The sequence below is a fragment of the Flavobacterium hercynium genome, assembly GCF_002217285.1.
Lineage (GTDB): Bacteria > Bacteroidota > Bacteroidia > Flavobacteriales > Flavobacteriaceae > Flavobacterium > Flavobacterium hercynium.
In genome coordinates, this window is sequence record NZ_MUGW01000026.1 from 168,050 (window position 1) to 185,191 (window position 17,142).

Here is a 17,142-nt window from a genome sequence, read left to right on the forward strand (position 1 = left end):
TATCATTTTAAAATTAAAGCTCGGATTTATAAATTTCAAATGCATCAAATGAAGAAATATTCTTCTGTTTTTATCTTCTGCTTGTTTTCTGTACTGTTTAGTATTGTTTCGTGTACTACGGAAGATGCTAAAGTTCCTGTTTATGAAGAAGGTTCAAATGAATACGTTAACGATTGGATGTACCAGCAAATGAAAAGATATTATCGCTGGAACACAACAATGCCCAAGAAAACCAATTTGACCATTAATTCAAAAGAGTATTTTACAGGATTGTTACAAAAAGAAGATATCTATTCTTATGCAATACATCCCGAATTACCGGAAACGGCACCACAAACGCTTAGAGGAAAATTTGGCTTTGATGTTTCTTTTTTTGAATTTGAAGGAAAAGCGTATGGAACAATTCTGTATGTTTTAGCAGATTCACCGGCACAACGAAATGGTCTAAAAAGAGGTCAGTTTATTACCAAAATAGACGGAACAGTTGTAACTAAATCTAATTATGATCAATTGTATCAAAGTATGATTACTTCTTCTCAAGTCAATTTAGGGATAACGTCTTATTCAACACAATTTGGTTTTTCTGGCATAAAAGAAGTTTCTGTTTTACGAGGCTTTACATTCCTGCAGCCTATTTCATCTCAAATCATCGAAGAGCAGAACAGAAAAATTGGATATGTAGAAATACCACATTTTGATGTTGGTATGGCACAATCATTTCTGCACATTTTTCAGGAATTAAAAAGTAAAGCGATTACTGATCTGGTTTTAGATTTAAGATACAATGGAGGAGGAGATATTGCAAGCACAACAGCGTTGAGTATCATTTTGGCACCAAATATCCAGTCAGGCGATTTGTTTATAAAATTTGAAGGAAATGCCAATGGAGGAAATGTAAACCAAACCTTTTTAGAAGCATTAAAAAGTAATGAAGCCAAAGTAAGTTTTGAAGCATTACGAAGCGTCCATCCGGCAATAAACAGAGTATATGTTTTATGTGGAAATCACACAGCTTCAGCTTCAGAACTTATCATTAACAATCTAAAACCTTATATGGATGTTATTACCATAGGAGAAAAAACATTTGGTAAGGATGTAGCCAGTTTTCCTATCGAAGATGATCGGATTGCGGGTAAAAAAGGCTGGATTTTGTATCCTGCAATTTATAAACTTTTTAATGCCAAGGGAGAAGGGGATTATGCAAAGGGAATTAATCCAATACTGTATACTAACGAAATTCAAAGTCCTGCCGTTTTTGCACTTGGTGACCGTTCAGAAATTTTATTAAAAACAGCATTAAATACTATACTGGGAAATACAGTAAAACAAGCAACACCGGTAGTACAATCGTTACCGCTAGCTGTTACAAATGCATCTGTTGATCCTTTACTTTTCGTAAAACCGTAATCCGGTTTTATTTTTATTGATGATATTGAGTACTATAATTATGCAAGGAATTGACAATAGAGAACATCGTAATTTACTGGATGTATTTTTTAAATATGAGCAAATGTCCATCATTGCCAAAAGCAACGTCATGTCTGATGAAGATTTCAAGATTCAAAAAGAGATGGAAGATCTTTCCGTATTGTACATGAAATTTAAGTCATTACTTGCAGAACTAGAAACCTGCGGCAGAAATTATGAACTCAAAAAAAGAGCGACACGAAGTTTAATTCATAAAAGAATTAGAATCTTAGTTAAGAAGGTACAAGAAGAAAATGCTTCATTACATTAGAATATTGTTTTTTTGTTTTGTGCGTAGTTGTGAGTAGCTATGCACAGAAATCTATAGTTTAGATTGTATATTTTTTTGCTTCTTAATTTGTTTTAATTCTATTGGCCTGTAAATATTTACAATTTGTAAATTTTTATGGGCTTTTTTTTAATTTGATTTTAAAGAATGAAAAAAGCGTAGAAGCCTTTGGAAGAAGTCATCTACGCTTAATACAATAATTTGCTGCAAACTAAAAAGTCGAAAGATAGTCGAGATATTGCTGAGCACTGTTTTCAATTCGTTCTTCAGTAGCATGAAATTCCAATCCGTAAAGAATAAAAGCAGGTCGATAGTCAGCTTTGATATAATCAAAAGTCAGTTCAAAAGGAGCAAGAAGGTGTTCCATTGTATATTTGTATTTACCAGACGGATGATAATCGTCTTTGTCAATAGCTGCACTAATCGCCAATGCAATTTTTTTACTGCCCAATTTGTAACCACTATTAGAACCAAAAGCCCATCCGTAAAGTAATACTTCATCAAGCCATTGCTTAAATAAAGGCGGACAATTGAACCAGAAAAACGGAAATTGGAAAATTATTTTATCAAAACCTTCTACAAGTTCTTGTTCTTTTTTCACATCGATCTGACCGTTAGGATACACGTTGTACAAATTATGAACCACATATTTTTCAGGATATTTTTTGAGTTCGTTGATCCAGCGCTTGTTTACAACAGAGTTTTCAAGATCAGGATGAATTACGATAATCAATATTTTTGATGAAACCATATCTATTTAAATTTTAAAAGTGAAAATTTTAAAAATAGGTCGACTGACCTAATAATGCAAAGATAGGTCAATTGACCTAAAAAATAGCGCTAAAAATATTTTTTTTACTTTTACTTGAAAAATATAGTGAAATGGATAAGAAAGAGGAGCGACTGAATCAAATTTTGCAGGCAACGATAACGATACTGAGTAGCGAAGGTGCCGAAAAGCTTTCTATGCGAAAAGTAGCAAAGTCTGCAGCTCTTTCTTTGAGCAATCTTCAATATTACTATAAAGATAAAGATACGTTGTTGTTCGCTACTGTAAAACATTATTTTGAAAGCTGTAAAGAAGAATTAACAGCCGAATTAAATCAATTGCAAATAGAAAGTGAACCTTCAATTAAAACCTTCTTAGAAAAACTATTAGATTTATTGCTTCTAAATGGCAAATCTAATGCGCATCTGATGATGTTTCAGGAAATCTGGGCACTTTCATCAAGAAATAAAGAACTGGAGATCGCCGTAGAAACGTATTATAAGAATTACTGCAACTGGATGGTGAGTCTTATTGCTACATTCTCTGAAAAACCGGAAGTTGTTGTAAGTCTGCTTGTTCCTTACGCAGAAGGATACTCAATAGTGAGTAATGTCCTTCCGCTCAATAAGGAAAATGTAATTCAAATGTTAGTAAAAATTATTCTGGATTTATAGCTCTCCTAAAAATAACTATTTAGTATTTCCAATACTGCTAAAGTTAACAGGAAGCCAATCATAACTATTGTCTCCTTTTTTTAATCTGCCTAATCCCGGAAACGGAATATGATCAGCAGCGATAAGATAATGTTCAGTAGAAGCTTCTTCATAAATCTTTTTTCGTTGTTCAGCTGCTTTAACTTTATCAAAATCAAATCCGTTCGCCGCCAGAGGAACTCGAAACTGAACGGCACCAATATGAACCAGGTCACCAATAAAAACAAGTTTTTCGTTATTACTTTCTATTATATATACACAGTGTCCATAAGTATGCCCGTAATACGGAACAGCACTAATACCCGGAAATAAAGAAGCAGCTCCTTCAAAAGTTTTAACGCTTCCTTTTTCGAGATAAGGTTTTAAAGCCAAATAAGCCGGACGGTTAGAAGTATAGCCCAAAGGTTCGTCTTTTATTGGTTTTTCATGTTGTGACCAAAAGTCAATTTCCTTTTTATCAAGGTGTACAACAGCGTTAGGAAACTGAATAATTCCGCCTTTTGTTAAACCTCCGGAATGATCGACATGAATATGAGTTAACAGTATATCTGTAATTTGTTCAGGTGTGTAACCTGCATTTTTGATACTTTCTGTTACATTACCTGAAGCAGGATTTTTAAACAATTCTCCCGCGCCGGTATCAACCAATATAAGTTTATCATTTGCTTTGATTAAGTAAGCATTTATAGAGGTTTCAACAGGATTATGTATGTCTGATTCTTCCAAAAGCTGATCTACTTGTTTGCTATTGCCATAATCTAATAATTTATGAGCGTCTACAGGTACTGTTCCATCGAGTAATGCGGTAACAGTAAATTCTCCTGTTTTGATGGTATAATATCCCGCAGTATATTTTTTTTGCTGAGCAGAAACATTGTTAAAGCTTGCTAAGACTAAGAAGAGATACAAAAAATTACGTTTCATTTTATTCTATTTTAAATTAGTACTGCAAAGAGACTAAAAATAGTTTATTTTTGTAACTAATGTAATCCGATACTGGTAACAATAAAGTAACCACTAATGAATAAAGATTTTTTTACCTGCAGTAATTGTCCTATGACAAGAACTATGGCAACTATAGGTTCTAAATGGAAACCTATTATTATTTATGCGTTAGGAGAACGCACGCTGCGTTTTGGTCAGATATTAGTGCGTATCGAGATAATATCAAAAAAAGTATTGACCGACCAGCTCAAAGAATTGGAAGAAGATGGCATCATTAACAGAATAGCGTACAAGGAAATTCCGCCAAGAGTAGAGTATCATTTGACAGAGAAAGGTTTAGAACTTCTTCCTATACTAAATCTTATGACTTTGTGGAATGCAAAATACTCAGAACAGGAATAAAAAAACCGCCTCAAATTTTATTTTAAGACGGTAGATTTGGGGTTTATTTCAGCGTCCACAAAGCGCCATTTTTAGTAGTAAGTTTTTCTAACTTTCCATTTGTGACTAATTCATTTAACGTTTTTTCGCTTTCAGCTCTGTTGTTGCCGGATAATTCAGCAAACTCTTTTGCCGAAAGGGAATTGTATTTGGAGAATAAAGCTTCCCAGTTTTTATTGTATTCCTGTTTAACAATTTTAGGGTTTATCGTCAATATAGCAGTTTCATAAAAAGGATAAGGTTTAGAACCATAAACCGTTTCTTTTGCGCCATTATTGTCAACAAAAATCATGGTTGGAAATCCTCGCACACCAAATTCCTTGGCCAGTTTTAAATCGTTTTGAAATAAAGTTTTTGCCTGACCTTCATAATCCGTTTTTAGCTGGTTAACATCAAGTCCTGCTTTTTTTGCGGCGTCTGCAATGTTTTCCCATTTGGCAATGTTTTTTTTCTTTAGAAATACCAGTTCACGTAAGGCTCTTAAAAATAAAATGGCTTTGTCGTCACTTTGAATTTCAGCAGCTTTAAATGCTATTGAAGGCGGGTAAGAAGAGTCTAACGGATCTTCAAGCCATACATCACCATCAATTGGCATATCATAATATTGGCTTGCTTCATCCCAGTGATGCGCAACATCCGAAGGTTTGCTAATACCACCGCTGTTGTAACTCCAATCCGGTAATAAACCTCCCATGCGATATTCAATTTCAATATTGTTTCCATATTCTAGTTTTAATTTTCTTAGCTGTGGTTCAATACCCCAGCAAGAAGAACAAATAGGATCCGTAAAGTAAATTACTTTAACTGTTTTTTCTGTATGCTGAACTTTTACATTTGATTGCGCTGAATTATCCGGAATTCCACAAATACCTTCAGCAGGATCACATAATAACGGATTAGTGTTGGTTGCTTCTTTTGTCATTTTAGTATCTCTTTTAGTGTTTTTTGCTTGTCCGTTACAGCTGTAAAACCAACTAACAAAGAACAATAGTAATAATGTTTTAGTCGAATTCATTTAATTTTTTTTAAGCCAAAATCTAAATTCATACTTTTTTTCTTTTTAATTTTTTCTTTTAATAGAATAATGCAAATCTAAAGTGAATTGAATTTATATATGCTATTAGTTTCCTTTTGGGAAGTGCTTTCCTTTAGGAAACTATAACAGTATTTTTTATCTTCGTAAAATAACAGTTCCAATTAAATTTATAAAAATGAAAAAAGAACCTATTATCAATAATACACTAATTTGCAAAGGCAGAATATTAGCCATTAAAGACACGATGGAAATCCTTTCAGGAAAATGGAAATTCCATATTTTGGGTACTATTATGCAAGGTGGTAAACTTCGCTTTATGGATTTGTTAAGGGAAGTTGACGGTATAGGATCGAAAATGCTTTCAAAAGAATTACAGGATATGGAAATGAATCATTTAATAAGCCGTACCGTACTTAATACAAAACCCGTAACAGTAGAATATGAAATTACAGATTACGGCAGAACTCTAGAACCTATTATTGACGAAATTGCAAAATGGGGAGCAGGATATAGAAACGCTCTTCATAATAAGACCGATTAATTGTCTGATTCGTATTATTTTAAGACATTTTTTCGCCATCTGTCTTCCATTTTTCGATGTTGATTTTGGTTTAATTGTTTGATTTTTAGTTATTTATGTTGATTTTGGAATTTTGCTTTATGTAGAGCAACAATCTATCTCCTAAATCGAATAAAAAATACTTCGTATATTTGTAAAAACGCCGCCTGCTGCTGCTAAGCAATTCTATTTTTAAAGCTTCTGGCTTTCCTCTCCAAAAACAATAGTTTTTTTATACCGTAAAATCTATTTTAAGGCCGTTTAAACAACTCTGTATGATTAAAAAATATATAAAACACACATTTAGCGCAGGAGTTACAGTACCTAGTTTAATTTTTATAATTGGAGTCTGTGTACTTTCTGCTGTATTTCCTCAATTGACTGAAAACCTGTTAGATTCTATAAAAGGTTACATCTTCATTAATCTAAACTGGATTTATGTCTGGTCCGTTACGATCTTCGTTATTTTCTTGGTTTATCTTATGTTTAGCAGGTACGGAAACATCAGGTTGGGAAGAAATGACAGCAGACCGGAATATTCTTTTTTCTCCTGGATTTCGATGCTTTTTGCTGCAGGAATGGGGATTGGGCTGATGTATTTTAGCGTGGCCGAACCGATACAACATTATTCTAATGAAATATTTGAGGGCGGACATCATATTAACAGGGCAAAAAATGCACAGCTCTATACTTTTTTCCATTGGGGCATACATGCGTGGGCCATTTATGGAATTGTGGGGTTATCTCTGGCTTATTTTTCGTATCGTTACAGATTGCCTTTGTCCCTTAGAAGCTGTTTGTATCCCATACTTAAAGATAAGATTAATGGCAGGTGGGGAAACGCCATAGATGTTTTTGCACTCTGCAGTACTTTTTTCGGAATTACAACAACATTGGGTTTTGGTGTGGTGCAGATTAATTCGGGATTAAAAATTCTGAATATAGTTCCCGAAACCAGTTTTGGTTACCAGGTTATAATTGTTTGTGTTTTAGTCTCTATTTCTATTTTTTCAGCCGTGAGCGGAGTAGACAAAGGAGTTCGTATTTTAAGTAATGTTAATATTCTTGCAGCCATTACATTAATGCTTTTTGTTCTCTTTATTGGACCAACTGTTTACATTATAGGAAGTTTTACAGAAGGATTGGGAAACTATTTTAATAACTTCTTTAACCTGACATTCGGTACTCACGTTTATGAAGAAGAAACCTTGCCGTGGTTCTATAAATGGACAATCTTGTATTGGGCATGGTGGATTTCATGGTCACCTTATGTTGGTCTTTTTATTGCTAAAATTTCAAAAGGGCGTACAATACGTGAATTTATTGCAGCTGTATTGATATTGCCTACCATTTTTAATTTTATTTGGATGTCCGTATTTGGCAGCAGTGCGATATGGTTTGATAAAAATACCGCAGGAGGAGCTTTAAGCGCACTTGCAGGAAATCCGGATGTATTGATGTTTCGATTTTTAGATTATCTCCCGTTATCAAGTTTGGTGAGTATTATGGTGATTCTAATTATTATCATTTTCTTTGTTACTTCTGCAGATTCCGGGATTTTTGTAATGAATGGTATTGCAACAAGAAACGCAAAAGTTTCACCAAAATGGCAAACAGTAGGATGGGGAATACTTTTAGCAGCCTTGGCATTGATGGTTTTAAATGCCGGAGGACTAAATGCACTGCAAAGCATGACATTGATTACAGCGCTCCCTTTTTCGCTCATTATAATTTTATTTATTGTGAGTCTGGCTAAAGCATTAATTATCGATAAGGACTATTATGATCGTGAATTTTCGGCTACGACCGTTCCTTGGTCAGGGGAGTTTTGGAAAGAACGATTACGCCGAATAGTTTCTTTTAATGATCGAACCTCAATTGACAATTTTATAGATGATACCGTAAAAGCCGCTTTGGAAGAATTAGAAAAAGAGTTTGCAGATCATGGCATTGAAGCAAAAGTAAATTATTTTACCGATCCCAAGAAAATTGAAATTGAAATCCAGTACGATGTCGTGAATAATTTTGTGTATGGCGTAAAAACACAGTCAAGATCAGTTTCTGAATATTTAGTAAAAGAAGGAAACTTACCGGATTATGAGCATAATAATACCTTTTATCCGGAATCTTATTTTGGAGATGCACGTGAAGGATATGATGTGCGTTTATTCACAAAAAACGAGCTTATAAGCGATGTGTTAAAACATTACGAAAGGTTCATTGAAATAATCTCTGAGCATAAAAATGCCATCTTTATCAGTAGTGATGCCAATCAAAAACTAAAATAAAGTATAAAGCAGGTTTACTGAAAAACGATATAAACTGAAAAAGCCCCTGAAAAGGGGCTTTCTTATGTGTAATGAAAAGTATGCTATTATTTAGCAGCGTTTACATTGATACCAATTTCAATATCTTTACTAATCATCCATTCTGCAGGATCAGCCTCAGAAGTACCAAATTTGATATCCCAGTCAGTACGGTTAACAGTAAATTTAGCTTGAATAGAAGCAGTTCCGTTTGCAACAATAACTTTTGCAGGGAAAGTAACATTTAATGATTTTCCTTTTAAAGTTAGATTACCGCTTACAGTTTTATTAGCACCTTCAATAGCTCCGGTTGCAGTAGCATCTAAAGCAGCAACTTTAGTAATTTTGAAAGCAGCAGTTGGGTTTTTCTCTACATCAAAAAAGTCAGCATTTTTTAAGTGTGCTTCTAAATCAGCAGGTTTTTTATCTTTTTCTGTAACAGAAGCAGGATCTACTTTAATAGATTTCATATCGATTACAAAATCACCGGCAGTAAGTTCTTCACCTTCTACAGATACTTCACCTGATGTAAGAGAAAGAGTTCCCCAACGTGGAGCAAAACCACCTTTGTGAAATGCTTTCCAGTCTACTTTAGAAGTTTCTAAATTAACAGCTAATACTTCACCTGTTTTTTCAGCAACCTGTTGCTCTTCAGCAGTTGTTGTTTCTTCAGAAGTTTTTTTTCCGCAAGACGTTAAAAATAAAGTAACTACAGCTAATGATAATACGCTTAATTTTTTCATTTGTATTGTTTTTGATTAATAATTAGTTCTAAATGAATTTTAAAAGTTGAAATTATGAAAAAGTTCTCACTATTTAGCCTTCCTGGTACTAATTTTTTTTAAAGAAATTGTTATTCCTTCTTTGTCAATGCCCTTAAACAAACATTAATTTGCTGAATTTTATCTAAGTATTACTTGTATTGAATCGCTGATTTCTTCCAAATTACCTTGTTTGTTATTAGACATCAGGATAATGGTAAACTTAGTATCGCTTACTAACAATGACTGATAATTAAAAGCAGCTCCATCATGTATATGACCAATAACCTTTCCTTGTTCAATAATTCCCTCTCCAAGACCTGTTTGGCTTCCCTCAGAAAAAGGGATAAAAAGTTGTTGAGTAGATTCAGGAGAAATAAGTTTAAACGAGTTTATAGCTTCTGACCATTTATAAAAATCTTTTAGGTTAACAGCAGTCCAGCCTGAAATGTTATATTTTAGTGCATCCTGTACTCCTTTATTATTAAATGATTTTGCAAAATCTTTTTCATTTTCATCAGGATCCACAAGTGCATTTTTTATACCAATAGGAGCAAGTACTTTTTTTATGACAAAAGAGTTAAAGGGCATATTCGTTATTTTCTCAATAATTCTTCTTTGCAGAAATATATTGTTGTTGTTGTAATCATATTTTGTTCCCGGTTTAAAATCAAGATTTAAAGTTTTTTTTAGAAATGCCATATTATCCGAATCCTGATTAACCTGATTCCATTTTATTTGCGGAAGACCACTTGTATATTGCAGCAAATGAATAATCTTAATTTTATTAGCCCATGAAGGAAGCTCGGGTAGAAATTTAGAAACAGAATCATCCAGATTTAATTTTTTTTGTTCCTTTAGCATCATTATTCCAACAGCGCTGAACTCTTTTGCGATCGAACCGATATGAAAGCGATATTTTGTAGTTAATTCACTTGATTTATTCGCATCGGCCTGTCCAAAAGCTTTTTCGTATACTATTTTCCCTTTTTGCGCAATCAGAACGTTTCCATTAAAAGCTTTAGTAGTATTCAAATTATGGAATAGAGCATCTAATTTTGGTTCTATTGTACCAGATTGGCTATAACAATTTACAAATACAAGTGAAATAATAAAAAAAGCGATTTTTCTAAGCATCGAGGTGGTTTTTAAGAGTTAAATAGTACGAGTTGAATAGATTGTTTTAATAAATATAATGTTCATTACTATATTTCTGACTTCCGTCCAATTTTATTAGACGGAACTCTGCTAAGTTTGTTACAGGAAATAGTTTTAAAGAAAAAAGGCCTGTTCGATTAATGAAATATATGTGTAAAAGAAGTGCTCTTTTGACATATAACATTTTTGAATAGGTCTTTTCTAATATATCACTAGATATGCTTTTTCTCAGCTAAAATAACCATGAAATCAGGTATTGTTTTTCGTAATTGCTGCTGTTAAATTTGTTGTAAACTAAAAAACACTTACAATGATAAACAAATTTAGTAATTCGTTATTAATACTAAAATCGACATTTTTTAAAAATAAAAACACAGGTTTAGTAAAACAATTTTTTTTAGGATTGCTTCTTGTGTTATTTTCTTCGGCCTGTTCAAGCGACGGTGGAGGATCAGATTCAGAACCGGATTCAGGATCAGATTATTATTTCAGAGCAAATCTGGATGGACGAAAAATAGACTTTAAAACGGTAAACTTTCAGGGTGGAGGCAATGACAATCGCTTTGAACATGTCACAGTTGGTGGATTTGAAGGACCACATCCTACTAAAGCAGGGGAACTGATGCCACCATCGTTAGATTTCGAAATATGGAAATTAGGAGGAGACATTAAAGCAGGAGCATATTCAACACCTGTTGATCAAGAAATGGTTTCCCGATACGCTATTCAAACGTCAAATGGAACGATACTTTATAGTACAAGGACAGCAGATGATGTTTTTACAGTAAAAATAGAATCGATTAGTAAAAAAGGTATCAAAGGTACATTCTCAGGAAAGGTTCGAAATATGGATTCGGGAAAAGCAATAGAAATTACAGATGGCGTTTTTAATCTTCCTTATATGGATGTGGTTAATGGCAATTAAAAATTATTTATAAACAGAAAAAGCTAAATCGGAAGATTTAGCTTTTTCTGTTTATGGTGATAAATTAAATGTATAACGGATCTTGATCAGAATCAAATTCAATTATGTTTTCTCTTTCAGATGGTGTAATATCTGCTTCGTCTATTTCCTGCATAGCCAGATATCTAAAATTGATATTTATGATGTCCGAGTTCGGAATAACTAAATATCTGCTCGAAATAACATAGTATTTTTGATCTGAAACTTCGTCATTTTCTAAATATCTTCTAATTGGGTTTCTAAGATGAACCGCTTCCAGATCGCCTTTGCTGTCAATATAATAATTGAAATATTCGCCGGTATATAAAATGTTTCTACCATTGACTTTGCAAAGCACATTTATAATTTTATCTGTTATTTCTTCGTAATGATCCGGAACATCAGGAAAATCCAAACATTCACCAGTAAAAATATAATGCCATTTATTAGAAAATCGGAAGTACCTGATTTTTCTATCGAGATTAAATTTTCGAACGGTTTCTTTAATTAAAAAACCGGCAAAAAATGATGTTGTAAACAGTATTAAATTATAAATGAAAATAGCATATTTATAATCACCGAGTTGTCTGAAACTAGCTTCTGATTTATTTGCAACACCCAGAATTAAATTTCCAAGCTGTTCGAAGTCAATATAGTAATTAGTTGTATTGTGAAGTATAACAATAAAAAAAGTATGTAAAGCCAGTGATGGAATTATAGACCACGTTAAATCATTTACAAGATTTCTATTACGGTCAATAATACTTAATTTAGAGGAATTGTAAGCATTTCTGGCAGTAAAGCCAGGTGCAAGAATAATAAAAAGTAAAATTGTAGTGAATGCAATATTCATATATTAGCCCAGCTCTCTAACTCTAAAATACCTGTCGCCAATTCGCACAACTTGTGGTTCAGAACTAATAGAGCTTATTTTATGAGCAATTCTAACTAAGCCGCTTCCAATTTCAGGAGCTCTGTAAGATGCTTTAATTGAAGCCTTTTCTTTAGGTTGTTCTATTTTACTCATGATACATTGAATTTGATACACCAAATATACAATAAAATTTGATTACTATTTTCGTGTTGGATTTTTTTTTATTTTCTAATAAACTGTACTTGATGTTCTTATGCTCAATTCTGCTAATCTGTTGGTGTTAGATATATGGAAAGAATCGTAAGTAAACAATTAAATTTATTGATTTACTAAAAGCTTATCATTAGTCAGGTTTTTAAAAACTTCAAGTACACCAACAACTTGTTGTGGTTCTTTTAAATAGGTTTTTAAATCAAAGTATTGTACAGCTTCAATTTCATTGCTAGGCGTAATTTCCTGATCAAATGTATAGAGATAACAATCCTGTTCCATTATTATATTGCTTTCTTCTCCAAAGGCGGGTGCCTGAATATGACAATAATAAGTGATTAAAGAAGGCTCGAGTATTATATTTAATTCTTCTCTTATTTCCCTTTGTAAAGATTCTAACGATGTTTCACCAGAATCAACTTTACCTCCCGGCAGATACCAGGCTTTTTTATTTTTGCTATACGCTAAAAGAAGCTTGTTATCATTGATGATCAATAATCCAACAGTTGGTAAAGTGACAAGTGATGTATCTTTCATATCAATTTAAACAGTCTGTTTAGTAACCCATTTTTCGGCTAATGGCGCTTTGTATTCAGCCATTTTATTTAGCAGTTCCTCTATATTGTCGCTAACTAAAAGCATTTGCTGGTTTATTTCTTTTAAAAAACCTTTATCAACCATAGTCTGAACCAAAGACAAAAGCTCATCATAAAAGCCATCAATATTCAAAATTGCTATTGGTTTTTTGTGTAGTCCCAATTGCGCCCAGGTTAGCATTTCAAAAAACTCTTCTAATGTACCATAACCGCCCGGCAACGTAATTACCCCATCAGACAGTTCATTCATTTTGGTTTTTCGCTCGTGCATCGTTTCTACGATAATCAACTCGCTTAAATGCTCGTGCGCGATTTCTTTTCCCTTCAAAAAATTAGGCAAAACACCAATAACTTTTCCTTTGTTTTCAACGGCACCATTCGCAACAGCTCCCATGAGCCCCACATTTGCTCCTCCGTAAATTAAATCGATGTTTCTTTCCGCTAATTTTTTTCCAAGTAAGTAGGCTTGCTCTTCAAATATTTTTAAACTTCCAAAACTTGATCCGCAAAATACAGTGATTGCTTTCATATTTTTTTCTAATAATTTTTTGCAAAGATAATGTTCTAATGAAATTACAACAGCGAATCGGAATCTTTTATTTATAGAATAGGAGGCAGGTTTACTAATTTTTAATTCTTAATGATTTGTGCTTTTTTAATTTTTTAAAATAAATTAATGCAAACAAACCTGTGATTAGCGGTATTGGATGTTTTCTATTTTAAAAATGCTAATAAAATAGTCATTGCTTTTTCTGCATCTTCTTTGGCTACAAAAATATGGTCGTGGTAAAAAGCCGCTACAACATTGCAGCTGATGTTTTCTTCGGATAATGCTTTAGAAAATGCGGCGGTCAATCCTACGGCTTCTAACGAAGAATGAATTTCAAGTGTAATCCAGCTTGCCACATAATTATAATTCAATTTAAGATTATCGGCTGTTTCTTTTGCCAGAATTAAACTTATTCCTTCTTTCTCATGAAAAAGAGAGATAATATCACTGCTTTTTATTTCGTCTGTATCTTTGGTTGAGTAAAAAACATATTCTCCATCATTCAATATGGGTTTCATCGATTTCAATAAAATATTTAAATCTTTTTCTCCTGTATTCATTTCAGTGGGTTTATATTATAATAGTTTATTTACCAATCAAAAATAAATAAATAACAGCTATTATTAATGAAAATTTATGCAGTATGATCATTAACTGATATAATAATTCATTTCTGCATCTCGCTTTTGTTAAAAAAAAGCAATCTTTAAATTTTGTTTGCTAAAACGTTTTAGTATATTTGCTTTTATACTACAAGACAAAATTATTGTCTGTAATGAGGGGTAGATGTTGCTAATAAATGTTTTCAATAGTTAAAATATTATAGCATAAGTAGTATTGAAGGTTTTTGACGCTTGGTTAAGAAAAATCTATTGTAATGTCTACAACAGTAAATAGTACCTTCTTTTGATAATAAAGTATCGCAGTTTTTAATTCATTTTATTTAGGTTTGAGCCGGAATCGTACTAAAGGTAATATGAATTTGAAAATCAGATTTCGAACTAAATTAATAACTTAAAAACAGGATTAGATGTCTATAACAATAGGTGTGGATATAGGAGGAAGCCATATCAGCAGTGCGGCAATTCATAATAAAGAACTTAAAATAATTGAAAACACATATCGTTGTGGTCCTATTGATTCTAAAGCTTCTAAAGAACTTATTTTAAAAAATTGGGCAGCGGTAATAAATCAAACGATACAGATCGCACAGGACGCAGCAGAAGTCAATGGAAAACAGAATATTGGAATAGCATTTTCAATGCCCGGACCGTTTGATTACAGTACCGGAATTGCAATGTTTGAGGGAAATGACAAATACCAGTCTTTGTATAATGTTTGTGTTGGTGATGAACTTTTAAAATACTTAAATACAGAAAATACAAGCTTCAGATTTCTTAATGATGCCTCCTGCTTTGGTATTGGAGGTGCTTTTATGCACACAAAAGAAGCAGCTTCTCAGAAAATTTTAGCTATAACATTGGGGACAGGTTTTGGAGCCGCCTTTCTGGAAAACAATTTGCCCATTACCAATGGCGAAAATGTTCCGGAGAATGGATCTTTGTGGGATAAGGAATTCAATGGCGATCTGGCTGATAATTACTTTTCTACCAGGTGGTTTATTAATCAATACGAAAGTCGAACAGGAACCATTTTAAAAGATGGAGTTAAAGAATTAGCCAATCTGAATGATGAAACCGCAATGGTGATTTTTGAGGATTTTGCTCTTAACTTAAGTGAATTCTTAGCGCCGTATATCTCAGATTTTAAAGCAGATGTGCTTATAATCGGAGGGAATATAACCAAATCCAGTCGCTTATTTTTACCCCATTTGGAAAGCAATTTTAGAAAGAAGGGAATCGAACTGCAAATTTGTACGATAGAAAATACAGAAGAAACCGGTATCATTGGTGCTTCTTGTCTTTTTGATGAAACATTTTGGGATAAAATAAAAAACAATCTTCCAAAGTTTTAATGTAATAAAATTGTAGAGAGATCACAGTTTTGGTATAGAATATATTGTAAAAGTTATAGTTGAAGAGAGATGTAAAACACAACTATAACTTTTAGTATATTTGAACGCAAATGACGGCTTGGTCTAAAATAATTACAAATGAAAAAGAAACCTGTTTCTATAAAACATATTGCTAGTGAACTTAATATATCTGTAACTACAGTATCATTTGTTTTAAACGGTAAGGCAAAAGAAAAACATATTTCTAAAGAACTTACCAAGAAGGTTTTAGATTACGCCAAATTAATAAACTACAGACCCAATCAAATTGCGCAAAGTCTTCGAACCGGAAAATCAAAATTATTGGTTTTTATGGTCGAAGATATTTCAAATAGTTTTTTCTCTAAACTTGCCCGTATTTTTGAAGACATAGCATACGAGAAAGGATATAAAGTTATTTTTTGTTCTAATGAAAATAATGATGAAAAATCAATTGAGCTTATCACACTGTTTAATTTCAGACAAGTAGATGGTTTTATTATTGTTCCCTCTCCGGGACTTAAAGATACAATTGAAGAATTAGTAAAAGATAATGTACCTGTTGTTCTTCTGGATAGATTTTTTGAAGAATTGGATTGTTGCAGTGTCGTGATTGATAATGCTCAGGCTTCTTTTGATGCTACACAGCATTTAATAGATAATAAATTCAAAAATATTGGTTTTGTTACCACAGCTACTAACCAAAGTCAAATGGGAGGACGTTTGTCCGGTTATGAAAATGCGATTAAAACAAATGGTTTAAAACCGCATACGCTTCAAATTCCGTTTAACGAAATTATAAAAGGAAGAGGCAAGGCGTATGTTCATAATTTTTTAAATAATCATCCTGAGCTCGATGCTATGTTTTTTGCCACAAATTACCTGGCGCAAAGCGGATTAGAAGTTCTAAAAGAAAAAAATCAAAAACTCATTAAAGATTTGGGAATAATAGCTTTTGATGACAATGATATGTTTAAAATATACGATCCCGCTATTACTTCTGTTGCTCAGCCTTTAGTAGAAATCAGTATAAAATTAATGGAACTTATGTTACCGCTTTTAAAGAAAAAAGAGGGAAGCGAAATACCTCAAAAAGTAGTTCTAAAAACAGAGTTATTAATACGCGAATCATCATTAGCGAAATAGTATACCTGACTGTTTTAAAAAAAAAACAACATAAAAAAATATAAATAATCTGATTTTCAACTTATTCGTTGATTATCAGATTTTTTTTGTACCCATTTTGTCTCAATTTATACTCATTTTGTCTCATTTGCAGATATAATTTGATTTACTGAGATAAGAACTACTTTTTTTATTCTTTAGTTTTAACAATTATTATAACGTTTTCGTTGGTTTTTATTGATAAAAAATTAATATAAGGCCTTAAATTAATTCATAATTTATAAAATTAACAATAAAATTATATTTAATGAAAAAAATGTTTTTTATACTAAAACGTTTTAGTAAGTTTGTTTCGGTTGATAATTTAACATAGTATTTAGATTTTCAAAATTAAAAGATTCCGGACC

The 17,142-nt window shown here is 32.5% G+C and carries 19 protein-coding genes; 9 read left to right on the forward strand and 10 right to left on the reverse strand.

Going from position 1 to position 17,142, the window contains the following annotated elements:
- Positions 1-48 precede the first annotated feature (48 nt).
- Together B0A66_RS13565 and B0A66_RS13570 are read left to right on the forward strand one after the other, a co-directional pair.
- Positions 49-1,407 carry a S41 family peptidase gene (locus B0A66_RS13565; RefSeq protein ID WP_089050385.1) on the forward strand — a complete coding sequence of 453 codons (1,359 nt, stop codon included), beginning with the start codon at positions 49-51 and terminating at the stop codon, positions 1,405-1,407.
- A gap of 25 nt (positions 1,408-1,432) precedes the next feature.
- Entirely contained in the window at positions 1,433-1,738 is a 306-nt protein-coding gene (locus B0A66_RS13570) for a hypothetical protein (protein WP_244283484.1), read from the forward strand.
- 229 nt (positions 1,739-1,967) lie between these two features.
- Here the strand turns inward: B0A66_RS13570 and B0A66_RS13575 are convergent, their stop codons facing one another.
- A complete protein-coding gene (locus B0A66_RS13575; protein ID WP_089050386.1) occupies positions 1,968-2,507 on the reverse strand; it encodes an NAD(P)H-dependent oxidoreductase in 540 nt (179 codons plus the stop codon).
- A gap of 131 nt (positions 2,508-2,638) precedes the next feature.
- On the opposite strand from B0A66_RS13575, the gene B0A66_RS13580 reads away from it, so the two are divergent.
- Positions 2,639-3,199, forward strand: a complete 561-nt coding sequence (locus B0A66_RS13580; RefSeq protein ID WP_089050387.1) for a TetR/AcrR family transcriptional regulator — start codon at positions 2,639-2,641, stop codon at positions 3,197-3,199.
- A 15-nt stretch (positions 3,200-3,214) separates the two neighbouring features.
- Here B0A66_RS13580 and B0A66_RS13585 read toward each other — a convergent pair whose 3' ends face one another.
- Positions 3,215-4,162: an MBL fold metallo-hydrolase gene (locus B0A66_RS13585; RefSeq protein WP_089050388.1), complete on the reverse strand. Its 948-nt coding sequence runs from the start codon at positions 4,160-4,162 to the stop codon at positions 3,215-3,217.
- Between the two features lie 96 nt (positions 4,163-4,258).
- Here B0A66_RS13585 and B0A66_RS13590 point away from each other — a divergent pair, with 96 nt between their 5' ends.
- Positions 4,259-4,585: a winged helix-turn-helix transcriptional regulator gene (locus B0A66_RS13590; RefSeq protein WP_244283485.1), complete on the forward strand. Its 327-nt coding sequence runs from the start codon at positions 4,259-4,261 to the stop codon at positions 4,583-4,585.
- 43 nt (positions 4,586-4,628) lie between these two features.
- Here B0A66_RS13590 and B0A66_RS13595 read toward each other — a convergent pair whose 3' ends face one another.
- On the reverse strand, positions 4,629-5,546 hold the full coding sequence (locus B0A66_RS13595; protein ID WP_089050447.1) for a ClpXP adapter SpxH family protein: 918 nt from the start codon (positions 5,544-5,546) through the stop codon (positions 4,629-4,631).
- 289 nt (positions 5,547-5,835) lie between these two features.
- Here B0A66_RS13595 and B0A66_RS13600 point away from each other — a divergent pair, with 289 nt between their 5' ends.
- Both B0A66_RS13600 and B0A66_RS13605 read left to right on the forward strand, forming a co-directional pair.
- Positions 5,836-6,201, forward strand: coding sequence for a winged helix-turn-helix transcriptional regulator (locus B0A66_RS13600; RefSeq protein ID WP_089050390.1), 366 nt, complete (start codon positions 5,836-5,838; stop codon positions 6,199-6,201).
- Between the two features lie 293 nt (positions 6,202-6,494).
- Positions 6,495-8,507, forward strand: a complete 2,013-nt coding sequence (locus tag B0A66_RS13605) for a BCCT family transporter (protein WP_089050391.1) — start codon at positions 6,495-6,497, stop codon at positions 8,505-8,507.
- An 86-nt stretch (positions 8,508-8,593) separates the two neighbouring features.
- Here B0A66_RS13605 and B0A66_RS13610 read toward each other — a convergent pair whose 3' ends face one another.
- Positions 8,594-9,268, reverse strand: coding sequence for a YceI family protein (locus B0A66_RS13610; RefSeq protein WP_089050392.1), 675 nt, complete (start codon positions 9,266-9,268; stop codon positions 8,594-8,596).
- 159 nt (positions 9,269-9,427) lie between these two features.
- The gene (locus B0A66_RS13615; RefSeq protein ID WP_089050393.1) at positions 9,428-10,423 is read right to left on the reverse strand and encodes a serine hydrolase domain-containing protein; all 996 of its coding nucleotides are present in this window, start codon (positions 10,421-10,423) and stop codon (positions 9,428-9,430) included.
- Between the two features lie 331 nt (positions 10,424-10,754).
- Here B0A66_RS13615 and B0A66_RS13620 point away from each other — a divergent pair, with 331 nt between their 5' ends.
- Positions 10,755-11,369: a hypothetical protein gene (locus B0A66_RS13620; RefSeq protein ID WP_089050394.1), complete on the forward strand. Its 615-nt coding sequence runs from the start codon at positions 10,755-10,757 to the stop codon at positions 11,367-11,369.
- Between the two features lie 64 nt (positions 11,370-11,433).
- Here the strand turns inward: B0A66_RS13620 and B0A66_RS13625 are convergent, their stop codons facing one another.
- From B0A66_RS13625 to B0A66_RS13640, 5 genes are all read right to left on the reverse strand, one after another.
- Positions 11,434-12,240, reverse strand: coding sequence for a hypothetical protein (locus B0A66_RS13625; protein ID WP_089050395.1), 807 nt, complete (start codon positions 12,238-12,240; stop codon positions 11,434-11,436).
- Between the two features lie 3 nt (positions 12,241-12,243).
- Positions 12,244-12,414, reverse strand: a complete 171-nt coding sequence (locus B0A66_RS22870; RefSeq protein ID WP_165766617.1) for a hypothetical protein — start codon at positions 12,412-12,414, stop codon at positions 12,244-12,246.
- A 165-nt stretch (positions 12,415-12,579) separates the two neighbouring features.
- A complete protein-coding gene (locus tag B0A66_RS13630) occupies positions 12,580-13,008 on the reverse strand; it encodes an NUDIX hydrolase (protein WP_089050396.1) in 429 nt (142 codons plus the stop codon).
- 6 nt (positions 13,009-13,014) lie between these two features.
- Positions 13,015-13,596, reverse strand: a complete 582-nt coding sequence (locus B0A66_RS13635) for an LOG family protein (protein WP_089050397.1) — start codon at positions 13,594-13,596, stop codon at positions 13,015-13,017.
- 185 nt (positions 13,597-13,781) lie between these two features.
- Positions 13,782-14,177 (reverse strand): ACT domain-containing protein, encoded by a 396-nt coding sequence (locus tag B0A66_RS13640; protein WP_089050398.1) that lies wholly within the window; start codon positions 14,175-14,177, stop codon positions 13,782-13,784.
- A 470-nt stretch (positions 14,178-14,647) separates the two neighbouring features.
- Here B0A66_RS13640 and B0A66_RS13645 point away from each other — a divergent pair, with 470 nt between their 5' ends.
- Together B0A66_RS13645 and B0A66_RS13650 are read left to right on the forward strand one after the other, a co-directional pair.
- Positions 14,648-15,592: an ROK family protein gene (locus tag B0A66_RS13645; protein WP_089050399.1), complete on the forward strand. Its 945-nt coding sequence runs from the start codon at positions 14,648-14,650 to the stop codon at positions 15,590-15,592.
- A 138-nt stretch (positions 15,593-15,730) separates the two neighbouring features.
- The gene (locus B0A66_RS13650; RefSeq protein ID WP_089050400.1) at positions 15,731-16,756 is read left to right on the forward strand and encodes a LacI family DNA-binding transcriptional regulator; all 1,026 of its coding nucleotides are present in this window, start codon (positions 15,731-15,733) and stop codon (positions 16,754-16,756) included.
- Positions 16,757-17,142 lie beyond the last annotated feature (386 nt).